The sequence below is a fragment of the Bacteroidota bacterium genome, from assembly GCA_016714535.1.
Taxonomy (GTDB): domain Bacteria; phylum Bacteroidota; class Bacteroidia; order AKYH767-A; family OLB10; genus JADKFV01.
Window position 1 is genome coordinate 212,957 of the sequence record JADKDR010000002.1, and the last position, 22,808, is coordinate 235,764.

Below are 22,808 nucleotides of genomic sequence, written 5' to 3' on the forward strand. Positions count from 1 at the left end.
AGCAAGATAAATTCGATGCATTAATTGAACTTCTATTTCTGAATGTGCAAGGAGAGTCCTTTTTCCCAATCGCGATATTCGTTGGTATAATATAGGTATCCGGTACTTGCATTGGCACAATAGTTACCGGGAATTTCAGCACGCAGATCAAAATTTAATTCAATTTTTTCAGACGGTTTCATTTGACGATAATAAGCTATTAAATTGTTGCCTTTTAGTTCATAGAAGTCGAACAGTTTCTTGTCAAACATTTCCTTTAGCTGCCATGGTTGAACAGAACAGCCTGCCGGAATACCAATCACTGCCATCGTAGATGGTAGCCCCTCGTTGGTAGTATTTTTTATGGTGGCTGTAAGTCGTACGGTATTGCCTTGTTTAACTGTCTTTTCTGAAAGCGAAGTGTTTAGATCAATTTTGCATTTGTTTTGGCTTGACGGCAATTCAGAGTAATAGGAAACTGCTATGGTTGATGGCAATGGATTTTTACATCCTTTAAATCTTACTTCGAGTAAGTGTGATCCACCGGTAACATACTTTTCAAGATTTGACAATACAATGGCTTCACGAACACCTGCCTGATAATTTTTTTCGGTTACTTTTTCGCCATCCACATAGAATTCGATGGTGCCGTTTTCATGTGTACGTTTGCCGAATGTAGCAAATGCTGTTAGTGCTTTTAATGCAAGTATTGTGCTTTGTGTATTGCCAAAATCACCAGCTCCCTGACGAGATTTTACAAGGAAACTAGCGCCAAGATTTATCTTTTCAATAGATTTACGCTCAGACTTAAGCAAGGCCAACAAAGCCAGCGAAGTGGTTTCTATGGTAAGCGCCCGGTCGGTGCTGCAGGTTATACTTTGTGTTTTGCCAGTCCAGCTGCCGTCTGTATTTTGATTTTCCATAAGTGCCACAAGGAGCTCATTGGCACGGTTATCTTTACTATTTATTAAAGCTATTGCAGCAAGTGCAGTTATATATGCGTCTTTGCTGTTGATGGCATTTTCATAAGCAAGGTCTAATTCTTTTTTAAGGTCTTGATAGTTAGCCTCTGTAAGGGCATAAGTGATGTAGGTGTTTGTTACATTGGCATTTGCACGTCCATAGCTGTCGGCAGCTTTATCGCTGCGCAGGTAGCCACCTTTGCCATCTTTTCGGCTTAGTAGCCAGGCGGCAGTGCGGTCAAGCATCTTCTTGTCAACATGACCATATACGTTTTGCATATCATTAAATTGCATGAGTCCGTATGCGGTTAATGCTTCATGCCCCGGAGCACTTCCAAACCATTCATAACCTTTTTGGCTTGTTTCAAAGCTGATTAGTTTTTTATAACCACGGTCAATCATAGCACTTGCACTTGCCATCATTTTTTCGTCTTGTTGCCCCGAGGTTTTTAAATAATCCATGACCATCACATTGGGATAGCTGCTCATGCTTGTTTGTTCAAAGCATCCTCCGGGCTCACGCATGATGCCTTCAATTCCTTTAAGTATATCGCTTACTACATTAGGAAAGGCAGTTACATTAACTTCAACAGAACCTTTTACTGCTGCTGAAGTGTTAATGCGCAAGGAGGTATATTTTTCATTATTGCTGATGCTTTCCGTAACCGGAAATCCTTTAGGCACAATTTTTATTTTCTTCTCAATTACATCTTCCATGCCTCCACCGTTTGCCTGAATGGTGATTGGGAATTCGCCTTTTGTAAAACCCGTCATGTAGCCATAGTGCACGGTTTTAGATTCTCCGGCAAGCAAGTCAACTTTATTTATTATTGGAGCAAATGCCGTAAGTGCATCGGTGGTTTTTATTGAAACATTTACCAATAATTTTTTGTCGCTATTATTTTTAAAAGTAACAGGAATATAAACTGCGTCTTCAGTAACGAGCTCTACAGGAAGGGTTGCATTAACAGAAAATGGAAGTTGAGTATAAAATAGTTTTTCTGAATGTCCTACCAAGCCATTCTTTCCAATTCCTTCTGCAATGGCACGGAACGAAGTGATTTCATCAGATGCAAAGAATTCAGCTTCGGCTATGCCCAATTCGTTGGTATTCAAAACGCCATCAAAGAATAACGTGCTTCTAAAGTCATCGCGCACTTTAGTTTTTGTATCGGCATAAGTGACTGTTGGAAATTCTCTTGCTCGATAAAACTCTGCTACTGCAGGAGCTTCGAGGGCAATGGTGTCAGGCATTGGTTTTTTATTTCTGTTATCCCGTCTTTCAAGTTTTAGATCCATGTCTAAGTCATGGGCCATTAATTCTTTTCCGTTGGCTTCGTTTTTATTTTCTTTTTGTACAGCTTTAATTTCATCCTTGGCAATTTCTCGTTCTGCGTTTTTCGCCAATGTTTTTTTCTTCACTGGGCTAGGTGGCGAGTTTCTTATTCTATTTGCTTTAGCCTGAATACGATTATCGTCCGCAATTTCCACCATCTGCATGGGTGCATCTTCTCTCATTTGCATTGCTTCTTCCACAACAACTACTTCATGCAATGCCACAGGTATTGCCCGTTGCTTCATTTCCATTTGATAATATTGTTCGGTGTATGATAGCAGCGATTGTTCTAGTTGCTCATACTCTTCAGCTTTTACTATGAGTTTCTTATACTGACTGATATCAATGCCTTTGAGCAGGAATTTTCCATCTCGATTGGTTCTAACTAATTTGTTGCCCGCCATTACTTGAGCACCTGCAATGGGAGATCCATTGTTCGATGAAATTACAGTTCCTTTAATTTCGGCTTTTTCAGGCTTGAACGCAAATGGTGCTATGCCTTGTTCAGTAATTTTACTCCAGCTAAATCTTCGCCATCCGTTAGTCATTAATAACAAGTCAAGCGTTTGCGTTGCCTTTGGATGATTACTGAAATAAAATGCTGGTTCTTCAATTTTACCTTTGAGGTCGGGCTGCAAAAGTAATTCGCTGATAATGTTTCCTTGTTTATCATCGGCCATACTTAATAACTGATCGTTGGTTACGCAAAGCGATAAAGATGCTGCACAAGGTGCACCCAATTCATTTTTTGTGGTGATTTTTAATTTCACTTTTTCGCGAGGCAGATATTTTTCTTTATCAGTGTGAACGCCAATTTGGAGCGTTGTCTGCTTATTGATAAAGGCCAGGCGCTCGCATTGCGCAGTAACCGAAGCATCAAAAAGTGTGAACTGTGCAACGCCCATCGGCATGCTGGTTTTGTTTATGGTTACAGTATTAATTCCTTTTGTGCAAGCCACCGTGTTCGAATAAATGAGTTGCTCGCGCATGCGACCAACAATGTTTACTTCGCCAGCTTCGGGAGCATATATGGTCATAGTTGTAACTTTATTGTCTTCGTTTTTTACATTAAGGCTATATCCATTTTCAAGCGCAAGTGGTAGTTCGAATGTTTTATCTGTATTAATCGAAGTTAGGTAGGCGGTGTAATTTTCTCCAGCTTCAGGGGTAAGCGCAAACGATCCCATACCAAAATGAAATGATGTGAAGTCGGCCACCTTACGGTTCCGACTATCTTTTATTACACCTGTAACATCTGCAGGCTTGCCAAATTCGTTTAACGCCTTAAACGCAATACGGCCTTCAACTCCGGTAATCATATCGCCACCCTCAGGGTAAAAGCTAAGTTGAATATCGTTTAATACAATGGGTATGCTGCGCGAAATACTCTCGGTTATACCATCGTGCTCAATCATTACATTGAGTATCCCATCATTTGATTTTAGTTTTCGCGGTAGCAAAAAACGTATATAGGTGCTGCCATCGTTGCCCGTGCTGCTTTGCGACTCTATCAGGTTTTCGCCATCAATGGAAGCTTTAAAAGATAGAGGATGGTTAAAAAGGGGCGTGTTGTCGTTGGTAGCAACATCAAGCTTTGCCATAACTTCATCGCCTCCGGCATACGATTTTCGTTCAAAGTCGAGTTTCATTTTCAAGTGCTGATTAATCATTTGTTGTACCGTAATTTCCTTAATAAAGAATAAGCTATCGGGTTCATTACATTGATAATGCGTATATGCTTTAATCTTATAGATACCACCTGCGCATTCATCCCCCAACTGAAAATCGCCAGAAGCCCGGCCACCTTTTACTACCAGAGCTATCTTTTTTTCAGTATTTCCTTTTGGTCCAATAAGTTCGGCATACATGATATCGCTAAGTTCAGAGGGCTTCATAGTTGCCGCATCGCGCAAGTAAGCACCAAACCAGATAGACTCGCCAGGCTCATAAAGCGGTTTGTCTACTTGCAGGTAGATCCTTTCCTGCGGAAAATCTTCTGTATGTTTAATGTACTTGTCTTTTAGTTGCTTCAATAATTCGCTCTCGAAAATGGGGGTGAATACAGTGTCTGCAATAAGCAGCGCTCCTGTAATAGACAGAAAGCATAGTGTAGCCATGACCGTTACAGCAATTTTTTTTATTGACTTCATCGTGATTAATTTTTTTGATTGTTTATAAATTGATGCAACAGGGAAGGTGAATCCATAAGCCAATAAAAATTATTTTTGCCCACAGGCTAAAAAACGAATAGGGTGATGTATCGTTTTGCATTTCAATGTTCCACCAAACTTGCACTCCGTAAACCGAAAAACATTTTATTCTTCCAAATAGAATTGTATCAAGAATAATTATCAGTAAAATTTTATTTTATTTAACGCCATGAATGCAATAGAAGATCTTACAGAAGGTGTTAATTCCTATGTGCAGGCGCATAGGTTTATCTGGAAACATAAGCTTTGGTTTTACATCCTGTTGCCGGGCATTATCAACCTTGTTATTTTTATAACTACGTTTATGGTAATGTGGACATGGGCCGATACTATCAGTCAGTCAATAGTTGCTTTTATTGATGCGCGCGTGTTTACACTTTCTATTTTGGACTGGTTGAAAAGCGCAACCACTCTTTTTTTTAGCATCTTGCTTAAAGTGCTTTTTGTAATGGGTTATATGGCTATATATAAATATGTTGTATTGATAATCATGGCTCCTGCAATGGCATTGCTTTCCGAACGCACCGAAGAAATCATTACCGGAAAAATCAATGCATTTAATTTGACACATTTTTTAAAAGACGTGTTGCGAGGCATTTTAATTTCGTTGCGAAATTTATTTATCGAGTTATTTCTGTACCTGATTTTATTAATAATAAGTTTCATTCCGATAATAAATATTCCGGTACCGATTATCATGTTTTGCATTTCTTCTTATTACACCGGATTTGGAATGATGGACTACTATAATGAGCGCAAACGAATGACCATGCGCCAAAGTATTGCACTTTTAAGATATCATAAATGGAAGGCCATTGCAAATGGAGCAGGGTTTTATGCGATACTTGCTATTCCAATTATTGGATGGTTAATTGCTCCTGCCTATACAATAGTCGCTGCAACCTTGGTACGGCATCGCATACAAAATGGCTTACCTCGCATAGGCCATAGCTAATTACATTTAATAAAAAAAAATTCAACATTTGGCATTCAATCACTTTCTTGCACGCGTTTAATTTTTACAGATATGATAAAATCAGTAAGCTATTATAATTCGCCAATTGGCTCGTTAGAAATTGTTACCTACGATTTTGAAGTACATGGGTGCCGTTTTTTAGAAGATATGAATACGGGGACTTTTGCAGCTTCGCCATTCGGCAAAGTAGTTATTGATCAGCTCGAAGAATATTTTAATGGAAAGCGAAAGTCGTTTCAACTTACGTTGGGAGATGTTGGGACAAAATTTGATGACCTGGTGTGGGATGAAGTATGCCGCATTAAATATGGAACTACACAATCGTATCAACAAATTGCCGAGCGCATAAATGCACCCGACAGTGTGCGTGCTGTAGGTGCCAGCAATGGCCGCAACCCCATATTAATAATTGTGCCTTGCCACCGTGTGATTGCTACTGATGGGTCGCTCAAAGGTTATGCAGGGCAGGTTTGGCGTAAGAAATGGTTACTCGAACACGAAGCCAAAATAGAGTGGGGAGTGCAAACGCTTTTTACTTGATTGTACTTGGTGGTTAACTATATTTGCGCACTTTTTTAAAAATTCATAATAATGGGATTGAAGTGTGGAATAGTAGGATTACCCAACGTGGGCAAATCAACTTTGTTTAATTGCTTATCAAATGCCAAGGCGCAGGCCGCCAATTTTCCGTTTTGTACCATTGAGCCTAACATTGGTGTAATAACCGTGCCTGACGAAAGGCTGCTGAAATTGGAACTGCTTGTAAAGCCACAGCGTGTAGTACCTACTACCATTGAGATTGTTGATATAGCCGGCCTTGTAAAAGGTGCAAGTAAGGGCGAAGGTCTTGGTAATCAGTTTTTGGGAAACATTCGCGAAACCGATGCTATATTGCATGTGCTGCGCTGTTTTGATGATGAGAATGTGGTGCATGTTGATGGCAGTGTTAACCCTATTCGTGATAAGGAAATAATTGATGCAGAACTACAATTGAAAGATCTTGAAACAGTTGAAAAAAAAATGCAACGGGTAGAAAGGGCTGCTAAAGTTGGTACTGACAAGGATGCAAAAAAAACCTATGAGGTACTGAGCACCTATAAGCAAACCCTTGAAAGTGGCCGCAGCGCAAGGCTTGCACCACTAAGTGATGAAGATCGTAAGTATGCTGCCGACTGTTTTTTACTTACCGAAAAACCCGTGTTGTATGTGTGCAATGTTGACGAAAAATCGGTAACCCAAGGCAATAAGTATACGCAAGTAGTGGCCGATGCTATAAAGGATGAAAATGCAGGTATGCTGATAATTGCAGCAGCTATTGAAGCCGAGATATCGCAATTGGAAAGCTTTGACGACCGGCAAGTTTTTCTTGCCGATATAGGGTTGACCGAAAGTGGCGTTAGCAAACTCATTCGCGAAGCATATAAGTTGCTTAGCTTGTCAACCTATTTTACAGCAGGCGAAAAGGAGGTGCGTGCGTGGACCATACATCAGGGTATGACAGCGCCACAAGCAGCCGGTGTTATTCATACCGATTTTGAAAAAGGATTTATCAAAGCTGAGGTAATATCGTTTTCCAATTTTATACTCTACGGTTCAGAATCGGCTTGCCGCGATGCCGGCAAGCTTTCCATCGAAGGGAAAGAATATGTTGTAAATGATGGCGATGTAATGCATTTTAGATTTAATGTGTAATAGATTCTTGCACGCAGGTACGTAACAAATTATTGAACCACCTCTAATACAATAGCGTTTGTATATTATAACATTACAAATGCTTTTTTTGAACGAAAAGGCATTGGTATGCAAGTAATTTTTTTTTCAAAGTCATACCCTTAGGTTAGCGAGATTAGAAAAACTCAAGTGTGTAGTTATTACCTTAACCCACATTGCAGCTACCCCGATATTTTTGCGTATTCATTGTACGTACAATATCGCACCATTGTGTGTTTATGTTGTTTGCTTTTAGTTGATGCCGGATAGTGTTTACAGTCCAGTAAGCGAGTAGCGCCAGGTGTATGTGTGCCGTTGATGCTGCATCGGTTTTGTGATATATAGGGCGCAGGTCTATATCTGTTTTAAGGTAACGGAAGGTAGATTCTATTTCGCGAATGCTGTTGTAGATTTGCCATAGTGTGGCGTTGTCTTTTTTATTGAGCGAGGTGCGTATAAAATAAGTGCCGTGTGTGTTGGGGTGTTGGTTGACAGTCCAATTTAAATCGATAGCTATGTTGCCTTTGCATGCAATGTCAATGTTGTAGTGCTTGTGTATGGAAGGATATTTTTGTTTGAGTCGGCCGATGCGTTCGTGTACTTTTTCTTTTTGCTTTACTCCGCTTTTTTTTTGACAGTGCCTCTTTTATATTTTGCAAGCCGAGTTCAAATTTTTTAGAGAAGCTTTCGTCCATGCTTTTTTCTTTAGCACTCGAGTACACTTTTACAACATGGTCGGTGTTGCTTTTTTGCTTTAAGCTTTCTAGGGAGAGTAATTTTTTGTTACTATCAATGAGCACTTCTTGTGGTGTACTATCATCTATCTGATTGTGTTTGTAAGTTTTACACGATACGCATATATATCTGATAGGGTATCAATATTCACATATGCCCAAATTTTGTTTTATCCATTTAGCCGTTTTAAATTCTGATGCAGGATATACAGCGCGGCTGATGATGTGCGTATATGCTAACCGTATATGCTCATCGCTCCAATTCATTTGTTGTAAAAAACTTCCTATCCCTAACAGGTCCAATGCTTGCGAGCAGAGCCACTTCGAACCCACCTCTACTATATCTTTGTTTTCTATGGACTCAGTATCGATTGCTTGTATTTTATTGTTGGCCGATACATCCAATCGCTTTTTTAATTTTATCTCGTCAAAAAATGCGTTCGCTAATTTTTCTATAACATCCGTTTCGGGCGGAAATAATTTGCCCATGCCTGTTCGACTCTCCTGCACCAATTCGCTGATGCGGATACCTAATTTTTTCTTATCCTCAACCTCGGGTAGCTCTTCCAACAAACCCAAATTTAATATCACCTGATGCCGCACACTATCGGCCGTGCGATAGCTTTCGCATAGTTTATAATATAAACGTTGGTCGCCCGTAAGGGCACGTGATTTTCTATATGGTTTGAGGAACACGCAGCAAATCTATATACAAATTTTTGCTTATAAAAACAAGCTGGGGTGACTACATTTTAATTTTTTAAAAACATGACACACTCTTTGCAGCATTATCAATGGTTTGATTTTTTTGCCGTGTGCCATTCGCCAAATTGGCAATGGAATTTGGCTGTTTTGTGGCTTTTGCCCTGCAATGTGGGTTAAGGGGGCGGTTTAAGGTTTGTTCACTATTTTCAAAACCTGCGTACTTCCATCCAATCCTTCTACCCGAATAAAATAAACTCCGGTGGAGGTAAAACTGTTTTTGGAAATGATAATTTTCTGTGTTCCGGTTATTTTTTCTTGTAAAATAATCTTTCCGCTCATATCGGTGACGGCATAACCAACCAAAGGCATTTTGCTTTCAATCACAAAATTATCGTTGTTCCAGTAGGAATTAATTGTACTCAGCAAAACTTCGTATATACCTACCGTGGATGATATATTGGCCGACACATTTTGACATTGATTACTATCGGTAATAAGCACATAGTACACTCCTGCAGTTGATGGCACAAAATAATTATTGGTTCCTAAAATCAGGTTGGCATTATTAATATTGAACCATGCGTAACTTGCAGCAACAGTGGTGCACACGAGCGAATCGCCTTGCACTATAACTACCGGTGGTGACGGTACTTGCAACTCATTAATAAAGGCAGGTAATAAAAGCGTATCGCATCCGGCAGCATTGCACGCTATAAGTTGCACATCGAATGCTCCGTAATTATTGTAACAAATTCCTATTGGGTTTTGGTCGGTAGAAGTTGATGGGCTGCCTCCCGAAAAAGTCCACAGCCATGATGTGGGCGTGTTGATTGAAAGGTCTGTAAAATCAATACACTGCTTATCGCAAAAAATGGTATCACTTGATGATATACTGATAAGTGGCACACCACAAACTCCCTGAGTAACAATAACGGTATCGATAAGAAATCCGCATGAGCCGTTAACAGTGAGTATATACGTACCGGGTGCAGAGACAATAATTGTGGAAGTGGTATCACCGGTATTCCAAAAGTAAGTGCCAAGGTTTGGAGTTCCGGCAATAGTAACCGATTGACCGGGGCAAATACTTGTATCGGCCCCCAACGATAAATTACACGATGCTGTAAAGCCAAACATGGGCCTGGCAGTATTGCCAGTTGCATTGGAAGCGCCATTGGTTGCTGCATACACGCTTATAGGCACGCCACCATTTTCGGCATAAAAGGGAGCAGGAAACGAATTGGTTTGATATTCCATTTGAACCACAAGATTGTTTATGCCATCATAGGTAAAATTACCAATAGGAAAAGCGGTCCATTTATCGGAAGGAACATTCCATGCACCAGGCAGAGTGGTAATAGAAATATTAGGTGCATTGAGCACAACCTGCGATACTCCTACATTAAAGTTAGCAGCAAAATTATTTACCGGCACATTAAGAGTACTGTGGCCTATTGTGATTACCAAGCCGGTCAAATTCATTGTGGACGACATATTACTGCGCAGGAAAAGTGTGTCGAAGGACAAGGAACCCGTTACGGGCGATACCATAGATGCCAGTTCTGCTTGTGTATAAATGAAAAGAAATTTTTTAGATACTCCATCATTGAGGAACAAATTGTTTACCCCCACATTGGCAGGTTGGTGAAAATAGTGTGGTGGAGTTTGGGCAATGCCTCTTAGGCTCAACAACATCAATATTACAAATAGACTATTTTTCGACAGCATGATTTTTAATGATTAAGTAATGGCAAAGTTAAATATTATTCATTGATGAGGAAAATGCCAGGATTATTGATTTCTAAGGGTAAATAAAAAAATGCTGAGCAAGAATAAAATTATTTCACACCGTTACCCAACCCTTTCTTTTGTTAATGCATCTACATATAAAAAGATAGTATATGTTTGCTTTATCACTACACCTACAAAAGGACAATACTTCGGTTTCGATGGATGATACTCGAAAAAATATGCAGGTTGCAGTTATAGATGCTAAAGATGCAATAAAAGAAATAGTGTCGGGTTTCATTCGTAACGAAAGGGTTTATCAGCAAAAGTTATATAAGCTTTATGCCGGTAAGTTGCTGGGTATTTGCTTTCGGTATACAAAAAATAAAATGGAAGCTGAAGATTTGTGTCAGGATGCATTTGTAAAAATATTCAATAAACTCGGTTCTTTCAATTGGGATGGCTCGTAAACGGCTGGTGGGTGGTTGTTTACAGAAGGTACGCCTTGTGTGCCATAAACGCCAACGGCATTTGCAATGCTATCACCACTAATCCATGTCCAGGTACCTCCCTGAGCGTATATGGTTATGGTTACAAAATTTTGTAAGAGTAATATAAGTAAAATGGCGCAATGCTTTTTCATGACAATAAATCCATTTTTGAGTGTTATGATATAATAATTGAGAGCTGCTGTTTGTAAATGTAACTAAATTTCCTTTAGTGATTTCACTAATTATCAATAAGAAAATATTTTTTTCAGCACCTACTTGTAAAAATAACAAAATGTATATTTGTAATAAAAAAAATGATAACAAAAGAAAAATTAAAAATTCATATAGAATCCTTTTCCGAGAATATTTCGATTGATGAATTAATCGAAAGGCTAATTTTTATTGAAAAATTGGAAAACAGAATTGCTGAATCGCAACAAGACAAACAATTTCTGAAGAAGAACTAAAATTGGAAATGGCAAAATGGTTCAAATAAAGTGGTTACAATCTGCTAAAAATGACTTGCGAGAAATTTATGATTACATTTCTAAAGATTCCAAACGATATGCACAATTGCAAGTTGAAAAAATTCGAACCAGGACAGAAATATTAAAGAATCAAATTGAAATAGGTAAGGTAGTTGTGGAGCTTGAAAATGAAAATATCAGAGAATTAATTGAAGGCAACTACCGCAAAATTTATAAAATAACAAGCAAACACGAAATTCATATTCTAATGATTCAGCACGGAGCCCGAGATTTGTCGAGAAGGATTGAGTTTGGTGTATAATTATTACAATTTTTTGTAAAGGTTTATGAATGTTTATTGGGGCACAAACAATTGCAATTACAACAAAGTTAGTTTCCTGTTTTTTGATACGCACATTATCAGACACGCTTTGTACCTTGCATCAGAATATTAAACTGCATAATGGATAAAACAAAATTTGGGTGATTGTGAAAATACAAATTACCCTTTGCAAAAAATAATCAAAGATAAATTGTACTCCATCAGCAATCGCTTGTATGAGCAAAAGTATTATCTTGAAAAACACTGCTTACTACATATTAAAACCTTGATCTACTTGTGCTACAACCCGCTCAAGCGGGTAAATTTTTAGAAACACGACTTCACTTGCTTTTTAGAACAGTACTTGTTATTAAATTCAAAAAAGTTAAAGCCATTATCAAACGTCTTAGAAAAACCGTATCGCCATTTTCGCTTTTTTGCATTATCAAAAAGTGCCGCATGGCAATTATGCTTCCGAAAGAGCTATCAGAAATGCAAAAGTGAAAATGAAAGTATCATACCACTTTAAAGCATTAGCCTTTGCCTAAGGATAGGCTATTTTACATTCTGTAGTTGACACGACTATTAAAGAGTCTTAGAATATTTTGAGTTTGCTCTCCTTTTTTTCTAAATTAGCTGTTGAGTAGTTACTGAAATTTTCCAAATTAACCTTTTGATAAAAATATAAATCATTTATTTGCAATCAATATCCTGAAAATATTTTTATTATGAGAATAAGTAGCATAGCAGCAATTGTGCTGTTGGTGCAAGTAAGCTTTGCACAAAATAATGACATGCGCTTAATGCGTTTTCCGGCCATGAATGGCCAAACCGTAGTGTTTAGTTATGCTGGTGATATGTACTCCGTAAATCGCGATGGAGGCGTAGCACGAAGAATAACTTCGGATATTGGGCTAGAAATATATCCACGGTTTTCGCCTGATGGCAGCACTCTTGCCTTTACTGCTCAATACGATGGCAACACCGAAATTTATAAAATGCCTGCCGAGGGTGGCGTTCCTACTCGATTAACTTACACTGCTACGCTTGGCCGCGATGATGTGAGCGACCGTATGGGGCCTAATAATATTTGCATGGCCTGGCGAGACGATAAACAAATTGTTTATCGCAGTCGCAAACAATCGTACAATGACTTTGTTGGTCAATTATTTTTTGCAAATGTAAATGGAGGGTTGAGCGAACAACTGCCGGTTCCTGCCGGAGGCAATTGCAGTTTTTCGCCCGATAAAAAACGTATGGCCTACAACAGGATATTTCGTGAGTTTCGCACATGGAAATATTATCAGGGAGGCATGGCCGATGATATTTGGATATACAACTTTGACACGAAAAAAACAGAAAACATAACCAACAACAAAGCGCAAGATATATTCCCTATATGGGTAGGCGAGCGTATCTACTTTTGTAGCGACCGCGATCGCACCATGAATATATTTTGTTACGAAACAGCAACACATGTTGTACGCAAGGTGACCAACTTTACCGACTATGATGTTAAATGGCCAAGCCTTGGAACCGATGGAATTGTGTTTGAACACGGAGGCCATCTTTATTATCTTGACTTTGTAAGCGAGGTGCCAAAAAAAATAACGGTTACTATAAACGAAGATTTTGCTATTGGTCGCGATGAGTGGGTAGATGCAACGAAGACCATCAGCAACTGGTCATTTTCGCCTGATGGCAACAGAGCCCTATTTGCTGCACGTGGCGATATTTTTTCGGTTCCTGCCAAAACAGGCATTACACGCAATTGTACCAGCACCTCTACTACCAACGATCGATCGCCTGTATGGTCACCCGATGGAAAATGGATTGCTTACCTTAGTGACAAAAGTGGTGAAGACGAAATTTATATGCAAGCCGCTGATGGCCTTACACCTGCTAAACAACTTACCAAAAATGCTGATACCTATAAGTACTCTATTACCTGGTCGCCCGACAATAATAAAATAGCCTGGTGCGACCAAAAGAAACGCCTTAATATTATAGAAGTAAACACACAAGCTGTTACTGTTGTTGCAACAAGCAAGACTTCGGAGATCAATGATTTTGCTTGGAGCAGCAATGGTAAATGGATTGCTTACTCCGATCGCATGCCTGCACACATGGACCAGATTTTTTTATACGAGATAGCAACGCAAAAAGCTATGGTCATTACCACCCAATCGTATTCATCTTATTCACCAGCATTCAGCAGCGATGGAAAATATTTGCTTTTTGTTTCTGACCGCGACTTTAATCCCATATACAGCAGTACCGAATGGAATCATGCATATGCCGATATGAGCCGTGTGTATATGATTACATTAAGCAAAGACACCCCTCATCCTTTTGGACTAAAAAACGATTTAGTCAAAAGCAAAGAAGCCGAAAAACCTGCTGCCGAAAAAGAAAGCAAAGACAAAGAAAAATCGAAAGAAGAAAAGAAAGAAGAAAAGAAAGTACTCAAGGAAGTAAAAGTTGATTTAGATGGAATACAAGAGCGCATTACTGTTCTTCCGGTAGATGTAAGCAGCTATTGGGGACTGGCCTGTATTGACAACTCCATTTATTATGCAAAGCGCAGCCGCAGTGATAATGCCACCATGCTTAAGCATTTTGATATCAAAGAAAAAAAGGAAACGGAACTTGGAGAAATAGATGGTTACGAAATTAGCGCTGACGAAAAGAAAATGTTGATTGCAAAAAAAGGAACTTATTACATTATCGATTTGCCTAAAGGCAAATTTGAATTGAAAGACGCAATTAATATGAGCGATGTGCGTGTGTTAGTAAATCGAAAGCAAGAGTGGAAACAAATATTTGATGAATGCTGGCGACAAATGCGCGACTTCTTTTACGACCCAAATATGCATGGTGTTGACTGGAAATCGATGCACACCAAGTACTCAGCTTATTTACCATATGTAAATCATCGCACCGACCTTACATACGTTATCGGTGAAATGATTGGCGAGTTAAATGTAGGCCATGCTTACGTAGGTGGAGGCGATTATCCCAAAGCTGAGCGCATAACGCTGGGATTGCTTGGGGCCGAACTTGCGCGCCACGAAAGCGGCTTTTATCAAATAAAAAAAATACTTAAGGGCGAAAATTGGTACAGCTCTTCGCGCTCGCCATTAACCGAAATAGATGTGAATGCTGCCGAAGGAATGTATATAGTTACCGTTAACGGAGTGCCAACAAACGATATGAACGATATCTATGCCTCACTTGTAAATACTGCCGGCAAGCAGGTTGAGTTAGGCTTAAACGCTTCACCGGCAATTGCCGGTGCACGCAATGTGCTGGTAAGTCCTATAAGCACCGAAGCAACCTTATACTATTACAACTGGGTAGAAAAAAATGCCGAACGGGTAAATGCTGCTACCAATGGTCAAGTGGGATATATTCACATTCCTGATATGGGTGTAAATGGCTTGAACGAATTTGTAAAACATTTTTATCCGCAACTACATAAAAAAGCGCTAATTATAGATGACCGAGGCAATGGGGGCGGCAATGTTTCGCCTATGATTATCGAACGCCTTAATCGCGAACTAGCCATGATTAGCGTACAACGCAATGTGGCCCCTTATACCAATCCGTTTCAAATGATAAACGGGCCAAAGGTTATGCTCATTAATGAATACAGTGCCAGCGATGGCGATTTGTTTCCTTATCGTTTTAAAAAATATGGAATGGGCAAAGTTATAGGAAGGCGCAGTTGGGGTGGAGTTGTAGGCATTCGCGGGTCACTTAACATAATGGATGGCGGATATCTGAACCGTCCGGAATTTGCACCCTTCGATACCGAAGGTAAGAGCTGGATAATAGAAGGCTATGGTGTTGACCCTGATATTGTAATAGACAATGACCCCGCCACAGAATATTCCGGCACCGACCAACAACTTGAAAAGGCTATTGAAGAAATAATGAATCAACTTAAACAAGCCAAAGACATGCCTTTACCTCCTCCATATCCACTAAAAAACAAGTAACAGCTATGGCAACAAAAAAGAAAAATCTTTCTCAGGTTGATCATTCATCACTGCCCAATGCTGTTGATTTTCGGATAGCTATAATCACCTCGGAATGGAATAGCGAAGTAACCTCCGCATTGCAACAAGGTTGCATGCGGATATTGAAAAAAGCAGGAGTAAAACCCCGAAATTTAAAATTGCTTGAGGTGCCCGGCACCTTCGAATTACCTGCTGCCACAGGCATGCTGCTTGCTGCGCACGGCAGCAATGAATACGATGCAATAATTTGCATCGGTTGTGTTATACAAGGTGAAACCCGTCACTTCGATTTTATATGCAGTGCGGTAGCTACTTCATTGGCCCACTTAGGTGCAGCCAATGCTATGCCTGTTATATTTGGTGTGCTCACTACAAACACGATGGAGCAGGCTCTTGCCCGTGCCGGTGGCAAACATGGCAATAAAGGGGTTGAGGCCGCAGCGACCGCTTTGCAAATGATTGCACTTGCAAAAAAACTAGGCAGCACTGCCTAAAAGCCTGGTGGGAAGCGACCTTAAGTGCGAATTTTTTTTCGTAAGTGAGACCTCGAATAACTAAATGGAGATAAAACGGATAAAATCACTTTACACACATTAAACTGACCTCCATTTGCGCTTAACCTTCCGAAGTCTTCGGAATGAATAATTTCGATTTGTTAATTATTTTTTAGCATTTTATTAATAATCATAAATGAAGTACTCGTATTTGCCCCACTCGTAATCCCTTGTGCCAAAAAACAAAAATCAGATTTTCATTCACGTGGTTTTTAATCCGATTGGCTCTTTTCCATTACGATAAATTTTAATATTTCAAAAATTATTTACCATTTAAATTATCAACCTATCTTTTGTTAAAAAATACAAAGGCTTGTCAACAAAATAAGCTTTGTTAGCGCTTAACTTTATTCAAAATTTGTAACCCTGAAAAATAGCCGTAAGCATAACAAGCAAATCAGTTATTTAAGGTCTGCGTTCTTAACTTAGTTGATACATCTTTTTAACTGTGCATAATATACACCTTAAACTGTACCAAAGCACCCGCAACAGAATAAATCAACTGAATATGAAACAGACAAATCAGGAAACATTTATTTAGTAATTTATTAATAATTAAATTCGGACTATGGAAGTATTGCTCGAAGAAAATAAAGACCGCTTTGTTCTCTTTCCAATAAAGTACCCCCAAATATGGGAGATGTATAAAAATGCAGAAATGAGTTTTTGGACAGCTGAGGAGGTTGACCTGCATCAAGACCTACGCGATTGGGAAAAACTTAGCAAAGACGAGCAACACTTTATAAAGCATGTACTGGCATTTTTTGCTGCCAGCGATGGTATTGTAAACGAAAACCTTGCAGTAGGCTTTTTAAGCGAGGTGCAAATTCCTGAAGCGCGTTGCTTTTATGGTTTCCAAATCATGATTGAAAACATACACAGCGAAATGTATTCGCTGCTTATTGATACTTATATTAAGGACACAGCCGAAAAAAATTATCTCTTCCATGCAGTAGATACGGTGCCATGTGTGCAGAGAAAGGCTTCGTGGGCATTACGTTGGATTCAAAATGGAAGTTTTATTGAGCGCCTGGTGGCTTTCGCATGTGTAGAAGGCATTTTCTTTAGTGGCTCGTTTTGTTCTATTTTCTGGTTAAAGAAGCGTGGCCTTATGCCCGGCTTAAGTTTTAGCAACGAACTTATTTCGCGTGACGAAGGTATGCATCGCGATTTCGCTTGCTTGCTTTATGGCATGATGGAAAACAAATTGTCGCAAGAGCGCATTTATGATATGATTAAAGATGCTGTAGCTTGCGAACATGAGTTTGTTACAGACGCACTTCCGGTTTCGTTAATAGGAATGAATTCTAAACTAATGTGTCAGTATATTGAATTTGTGGCTGACCATTTATTGGTTTCTTTGGGTTACCCAAAGATTTATAATGTTGAAAATCCATTTGATTTTATGGACATGATAGCGCTCCAGGGTAAAACCAATTTCTTTGAAAAGCGTGTGAGTGAGTATGTTAAAGGATCGGTAAAATCGAAAATGGTAGAGTCAGCAATGAATGCTCAGGACGAAAATCGGGTAACTAATAATCTGAGTTTTGATGAAGATTTTTAAAATCTGAATGTAAAAAATATAATTGGATATGCGATGTGGTTACCGGTGTGCGTTAACGGTAATAGTCAAATATCTAAATCTGTAGAGGAGTTGTTCTAACCTTAAATCACCAACCAACTTTCTACTCTTAACTGTTCACATTAACGCAATAGATTCAGTGGCTTATTCAAAAGCCCAAAACACGTATTTTTCAAACTAAATCAAAAAAATCCCTTTACACTATGTACGTAATTAAACGAGATGGAAAACAAGAAAGCGTAAAATTCGACAAGATTACTGCGCGAATTGAAAAGCTTTGTTACAAACTAAATCCACAGCATGTAAATGCACTAACGGTAGCCCAAAAAGTTATCGAAGGCTTGTACGATGGTGTTACCACTACTGAGTTGGATAATCTTGCTGCCGAAACTGCAGCCACCCTTACGGTGCGTCATCCAGATTATGCTCAGCTTGCCTCCCGCATTGCTGTAAGCAATCTGCATAAGAATACGCTAAAATCATTTAGCGAAACCATGCGTTTGCTGTATGAATACATTGATCCAAAGACCGGAAAAAAAGCACCCTTGCTTGCTGATGATGTGTGGCAGATAGTGGTAAGAAATGCTGACTTGCTCGACAGCACGATTATCTATGACCGTGATTTTGGATACGATTACTTCGGATTTAAGACACTCGAAAAATCCTATCTTCTAAAAATAAACAATAAAGTTGTAGAGCGCCCACAACATATGTTAATGCGTGTGTCCATCGGCATACACAAAGAAGATATAGAGAGCGCCATTAAAACCTATGCCTATATGAGTGAGCGTTGGTTTACCCACGCAACTCCTACCTTGTTCAATGCAGGTACACCAAAGCCTCAGCTATCATCTTGCTTTTTACTTACCATGAACTCGGATAGTATCGATGGTATTTATCAAACACTGCATCAGTGTGCCAAGATATCGCAGAGTGCCGGAGGCATTGGATTAAGTATACACGACATACGTGCTACCGGCAGTTACATACGCGGTACCAATGGCACAAGCAATGGCATTGTTCCTATGTTAAAGGTATTTAATGATACTGCACGCTATGTTGATCAGGGTGGTGGTAAGCGCAAAGGCTCTTTTGCAATCTATCTTGAACCATGGCATAGCGATATTTTTGATTTTCTTGATTTAAAGAAGAATCAGGGTAAAGACGAGATTCGTGCGCGTGATTTATTTTATGCCTTGTGGATACCTGATTTGTTTATGAAACGGATTAAGGAAGAAGGCACCTGGAGTTTATTTTGTCCTAACGAGGCTCCGGGCCTTAGCGATTGCTGGGGTGCTGAGTTCGAACAATTGTTTGAACGATATGAAAGCGAAGGTCGTGCACGTAAAACCATTCCTGCCCGCGAGTTGTGGATGAAGATACTCGAGAGCCAAATGGAAACAGGCACGCCTTACATATTGTATAAGGATGCTGCCAATGGCAAGAGCAATCAACAAAATTTAGGAACTATAAAGAGCAGCAACCTGTGCACCGAAATTATTGAATACACTTCGCCCGATGAAATTGCTGTTTGCAACCTAGCTTCTCTTGCACTCCCACGTTTTGTTATCGATGGCAAATTTGATCACAACAAATTGTTTGAAGTAACGTATGAAGCTACCAAAAACCTGAACAAGATAATTGATGTAAATTATTACCCGGTTCCTGAAGCACTTACTAGTAACATGCGTCACCGCCCTATAGGCCTTGGTGTGCAAGGTTTGGCCGATGCCTTTATCTTATTGCGTTATCCGTTTGAAAGCGAAGATGCACGTCTGCTCAATCGCGAGATATTTGAAACCATGTACTATGCCGCGCTTACAGCAAGTAAAGATTTGGCAAAGCGCGATGGTGCCTACGAAACATATGCAGGCAGCCCGGTAAGCAAAGGCGTGCTGCAGTTTGATATGTGGAATGTAAAACCAACCGACCGTTGGGAGTGGAGTGTACTTCGTGATGAAATTGCCAAATACGGTGTTCGCAATTCCTTGTTAATGGCACCAATGCCTACCGCTAGCACATCGCAAATATTGGGCAATAACGAATGCTTTGAACCATACACAAGCAATATCTATGTAAGACGTGTATTAAGTGGCGAATTTATCATAGTAAACAAGCACCTGCTAAACGACCTTATCAGCCTTGGCTTGTGGAACAGTGATATGAAAAATAAACTTGTAGCAGCTAATGGTAGCATACAACACCTAAAAGAAATTCCGCAGGAAATACGTGACTTATATAAAACCGTATGGGAAATTAAACAGCGCACCATAATTGATATGGCTGCTGAACGCGGTGCGTATATCGATCAAAGTCAAAGTATGAATGTATTTATACAAGACGTTAACTTTGCCAAGCTTACAAGCATGCATTTTTATGCATGGGAAAAAGGGCTTAAAACCGGCATGTACTACTTGCGTACCAAAGCGGCAACCGATGCCATAAAATTTACGGTAGAGAAGAAATACATGGACGAGGCTCCCAATTCCTATCCTACTGCAGAAGCCATTGTACCTAAAGCGGTTGTCGCACATACCGACACCGTTACACATGCCGCTACCGAAACTATTGTTGCCACCGATGTTGATGCACAAATAAGTTGTTCGCTTGACGATCCGGACGGGTGCTTGTATTGTGGCTCGTAATGCAACTTTCATTTAACATCTATACAAAACGCAGGAGTTAACTTCTGCGTTTTTTTTTCGCCTTTATGATAATGGCATCTTACCTTCTTTTGCTTTAATCTTCTTACGATTTAGAACACAAACAATATAATACGTTATTGTCGAAAACCAAGATAACGATGAAACATCAAAATAATTAAGCCATGCAAATAAGCAGATCAACTCAATTTGCCGTTACGGCAAATCTTATTTTATAGGCACCATTAATTACAACGGTATAAACTCCTGGTTTAATAAAACTCACGTCTACTTTGCCTGCGTTGGCTTTTGATTCGTGCACCAATCTTCCATCAATGCTATAAATGCGTAATGTACTTGCAAAGTGCTGTTGCCCTACATACAACATTTGCTCATCGGCATTATAACGTATGCCTGAGTTTTTATAGTCAGGCACATCGTCAATGCCTATTGTAATACCTATTGTAGCCGAAGGCACCTGACAGCCGTTACTATCGCTAATAAGCACAAAATAATTTCCTGCTACCGCAGGCACAAACCATTGGTTTGTGCCAAGCACCTGAGTTGCATTATTTACATTATACCATTGATAACTGAATGCAGTAGAAGAAAACAAGGTATCAAAGTTTGTAGTAAGAACAGGTTGCTGAGGCAATTGAAACTCAGTGATAAATGCTGGTAAGAAAATACTATCGCACCCATTGGCATTGCAAGCCACCAGGGCTACATCAAAACTTCCGTAATTATTATAACAAATATTTTGGGGATGCTGATCGGTAGAAGTAGTGGGCGATGCACCTGCAAAATACCATTGCCACTGTGTAGGAACAAATTGCGACATATCAGAAAAATTAATGCAGTTTTTGTCGCACCATGTGGTATCGCTGCTGCTAAGTGCCGCAATAGGCGGCAGACCACCACAGTTGGTAAATGATAGCACAACACTATCAGTGAGGCTACCACAGGAATTGTTGGACACACTAACCCAATACGTGCCGGGCGTTGTTACCACTATGCTTGCATCGGTACTGCCATTACTCCATAAGTAAGTGTTATAATAGGTACCCGCTTGTAAAGTAATGGTATCGCCATTGCAATAAGTGGTATCGTTACCTAATGCTAGAGTGCTTACCACTTGACTATTGGTAGCAGCAGTATCTATTAGCATTTCAAAAATATTATGCATCAAATTCAAATCATCGATATCAGCAGTGCGAATCCAATCCTGATCGCTGGTTGTTGCTATATTACCAATGCCTGATGCAGCGGGCATAAACATGAAACCCAAATCTTGCCCCAGATGAGCTAATATAGGCGATTCATCTACTCCAGCGCAACCCTTTATACCATACCAAAAATAATTAAGTGGATTTACTACATTTGGTGTAGTGGCAAAGGTGCTGTATGCAATAGTTGGAAAAAGATCGCCCGACAATTCTTGAATCCAACTAAAACTACCACCGTTATTATTTACAATGTATTGATAGGCTTGCGAAGTAGAATATGCCATTTGATATTCTGACTGCAGGTAAACACTTTTTCCACTCAACAGGAAATCTTGAATGGTGGCAACCCTGTTAGCCGGTAAAGTAATTATACCGGATGCTACAATTAGCACATCGGTAGTTGCAAAAAAAGAATTGTTATCAAGAATAGTTTGCGGAGAAATCGTTACGGTATGCCCTAAACTTGTTAGCAACGAATTCCATACGGTATCCATTACATGGCCCGCATACGATTGGCTTTCAACCACAACAACATTCAAACTGTAGGCTTGAATAAAATTGCCAAAAAGCAACACGAAGAATAGATGCAAAAATCTTTTTTTGAAAATGTTTTTCATAAGCGACATCATTAAGAGACTGTTAAAGTTTTAATTTTCGTAAAGCTATAAAATAAAATTTAGCCAACTTAAATGGCCTTAAACTTTTTTCTTAATTTTATCTCTTTCGTTGAGTCACCATTTTATGCGTAATAGTAAATATGAAAAAAAAATTTACTTAGAGCCTGTTGAATGCTGTTTTGGTTGACTCATGATGACAATAAGGGCAATAGAATTTTTTTATTTTTAAAATATTTAGTGTAATGATATTGATAAATTTTCCAATACGCGATTTTCTTATTCTCACCATTTCATTTCCACATCTATTGCAGGTAACACTTTCAATTCTTGCTGCACTATAAAATATTAAAATTGACATTTTATTTTTTTTTCAAAACTACTTACAGGGTATTATTACAAGATGAAACCAATATTATCTTTATACTATTGGTTTTACATTTTAACTTCTTTGCAAATTAATTTTGCAATTCCTAAAATTTCTCATGTATTACGAATTTAATAATTTCACTTGATAAGGTTTTGGTAATCCTAGTATATTATTGATT

The 22,808-nt window shown here is 39.2% G+C and carries 16 protein-coding genes; 9 read left to right on the plus strand and 7 right to left on the minus strand.

Translation table 11 applies throughout. The features are described from left to right. Window positions 1-32: 32 nt before the first annotated feature. Window positions 33-4,427 carry a hypothetical protein gene (locus tag IPO27_04085; protein MBK8845776.1) on the minus strand — a complete coding sequence of 1,465 codons (4,395 nt, stop codon included), beginning with the start codon at window positions 4,425-4,427 and terminating at the stop codon, window positions 33-35. A 229-nt stretch (window positions 4,428-4,656) separates the two neighbouring features. Between IPO27_04085 and IPO27_04090 the strand changes: the two genes are divergently transcribed. The 3 genes from IPO27_04090 to ychF all read left to right on the plus strand — a co-directional run bounded on the left by IPO27_04090 (window position 4,657) and on the right by ychF (window position 7,155). Further along, a complete protein-coding gene (locus tag IPO27_04090) occupies window positions 4,657-5,442 on the plus strand; it encodes an EI24 domain-containing protein (protein MBK8845777.1) in 786 nt (261 codons plus the stop codon). 72 nt (window positions 5,443-5,514) lie between these two features. Next, window positions 5,515-6,003 (plus strand): methylated-DNA--[protein]-cysteine S-methyltransferase, encoded by a 489-nt coding sequence (locus IPO27_04095; protein ID MBK8845778.1) that lies wholly within the window; start codon window positions 5,515-5,517, stop codon window positions 6,001-6,003. 51 nt (window positions 6,004-6,054) lie between these two features. Further along, complete coding sequence (gene ychF, locus IPO27_04100; GenBank protein MBK8845779.1) at window positions 6,055-7,155, plus strand: redox-regulated ATPase YchF; 1,101 nt, start codon at window positions 6,055-6,057, stop codon at window positions 7,153-7,155. A gap of 184 nt (window positions 7,156-7,339) precedes the next feature. Here ychF and IPO27_04105 read toward each other — a convergent pair whose 3' ends face one another. The 3 genes from IPO27_04105 to IPO27_04115 form a co-directional block, all read right to left on the minus strand. Further along, on the minus strand, window positions 7,340-7,762 hold the full coding sequence (locus IPO27_04105; protein ID MBK8845780.1) for a transposase: 423 nt from the start codon (window positions 7,760-7,762) through the stop codon (window positions 7,340-7,342). A gap of 286 nt (window positions 7,763-8,048) precedes the next feature. Further along, a complete protein-coding gene (locus IPO27_04110) occupies window positions 8,049-8,603 on the minus strand; it encodes a hypothetical protein (GenBank protein ID MBK8845781.1) in 555 nt (184 codons plus the stop codon). Window positions 8,604-8,798: 195 nt separating this feature from the next. Next, on the minus strand, window positions 8,799-10,340 hold the full coding sequence (locus tag IPO27_04115; GenBank protein ID MBK8845782.1) for a PKD domain-containing protein: 1,542 nt from the start codon (window positions 10,338-10,340) through the stop codon (window positions 8,799-8,801). A 173-nt stretch (window positions 10,341-10,513) separates the two neighbouring features. On the opposite strand from IPO27_04115, the gene IPO27_04120 reads away from it, so the two are divergent. Next, the gene (locus tag IPO27_04120) at window positions 10,514-10,810 is read left to right on the plus strand and encodes a sigma-70 family RNA polymerase sigma factor (GenBank protein MBK8845783.1); all 297 of its coding nucleotides are present in this window, start codon (window positions 10,514-10,516) and stop codon (window positions 10,808-10,810) included. On the opposite strand, the gene IPO27_04125 is transcribed toward IPO27_04120, so the two are convergent. Then, entirely contained in the window at window positions 10,750-10,983 is a 234-nt protein-coding gene (locus IPO27_04125) for a hypothetical protein (protein MBK8845784.1), read from the minus strand. The two genes, IPO27_04120 and IPO27_04125, sit on opposite strands and share 61 nt — an antisense overlap. A gap of 331 nt (window positions 10,984-11,314) precedes the next feature. Between IPO27_04125 and IPO27_04130 the strand changes: the two genes are divergently transcribed. The 5 genes from IPO27_04130 to IPO27_04150 all read left to right on the plus strand — a co-directional run bounded on the left by IPO27_04130 (window position 11,315) and on the right by IPO27_04150 (window position 20,423). Further along, a complete protein-coding gene (locus tag IPO27_04130) occupies window positions 11,315-11,620 on the plus strand; it encodes a type II toxin-antitoxin system RelE/ParE family toxin (protein ID MBK8845785.1) in 306 nt (101 codons plus the stop codon). A 728-nt stretch (window positions 11,621-12,348) separates the two neighbouring features. Continuing rightward, window positions 12,349-15,621 (plus strand): PD40 domain-containing protein, encoded by a 3,273-nt coding sequence (locus IPO27_04135; protein MBK8845786.1) that lies wholly within the window; start codon window positions 12,349-12,351, stop codon window positions 15,619-15,621. A gap of 5 nt (window positions 15,622-15,626) precedes the next feature. After that, window positions 15,627-16,136, plus strand: coding sequence for a 6,7-dimethyl-8-ribityllumazine synthase (locus IPO27_04140; GenBank protein ID MBK8845787.1), 510 nt, complete (start codon window positions 15,627-15,629; stop codon window positions 16,134-16,136). Between the two features lie 628 nt (window positions 16,137-16,764). Next, the gene (locus IPO27_04145) at window positions 16,765-17,760 is read left to right on the plus strand and encodes a ribonucleotide-diphosphate reductase subunit beta (GenBank protein ID MBK8845788.1); all 996 of its coding nucleotides are present in this window, start codon (window positions 16,765-16,767) and stop codon (window positions 17,758-17,760) included. A gap of 221 nt (window positions 17,761-17,981) precedes the next feature. Further along, the gene (locus IPO27_04150; GenBank protein MBK8845789.1) at window positions 17,982-20,423 is read left to right on the plus strand and encodes a ribonucleoside-diphosphate reductase subunit alpha; all 2,442 of its coding nucleotides are present in this window, start codon (window positions 17,982-17,984) and stop codon (window positions 20,421-20,423) included. Between the two features lie 202 nt (window positions 20,424-20,625). Here IPO27_04150 and IPO27_04155 read toward each other — a convergent pair whose 3' ends face one another. Next, window positions 20,626-22,236, minus strand: coding sequence for a hypothetical protein (locus IPO27_04155; GenBank protein MBK8845790.1), 1,611 nt, complete (start codon window positions 22,234-22,236; stop codon window positions 20,626-20,628). A 184-nt stretch (window positions 22,237-22,420) separates the two neighbouring features. Next, window positions 22,421-22,621, minus strand: a complete 201-nt coding sequence (locus tag IPO27_04160) for a hypothetical protein (protein MBK8845791.1) — start codon at window positions 22,619-22,621, stop codon at window positions 22,421-22,423. Window positions 22,622-22,808: the final 187 nt, after the last annotated feature.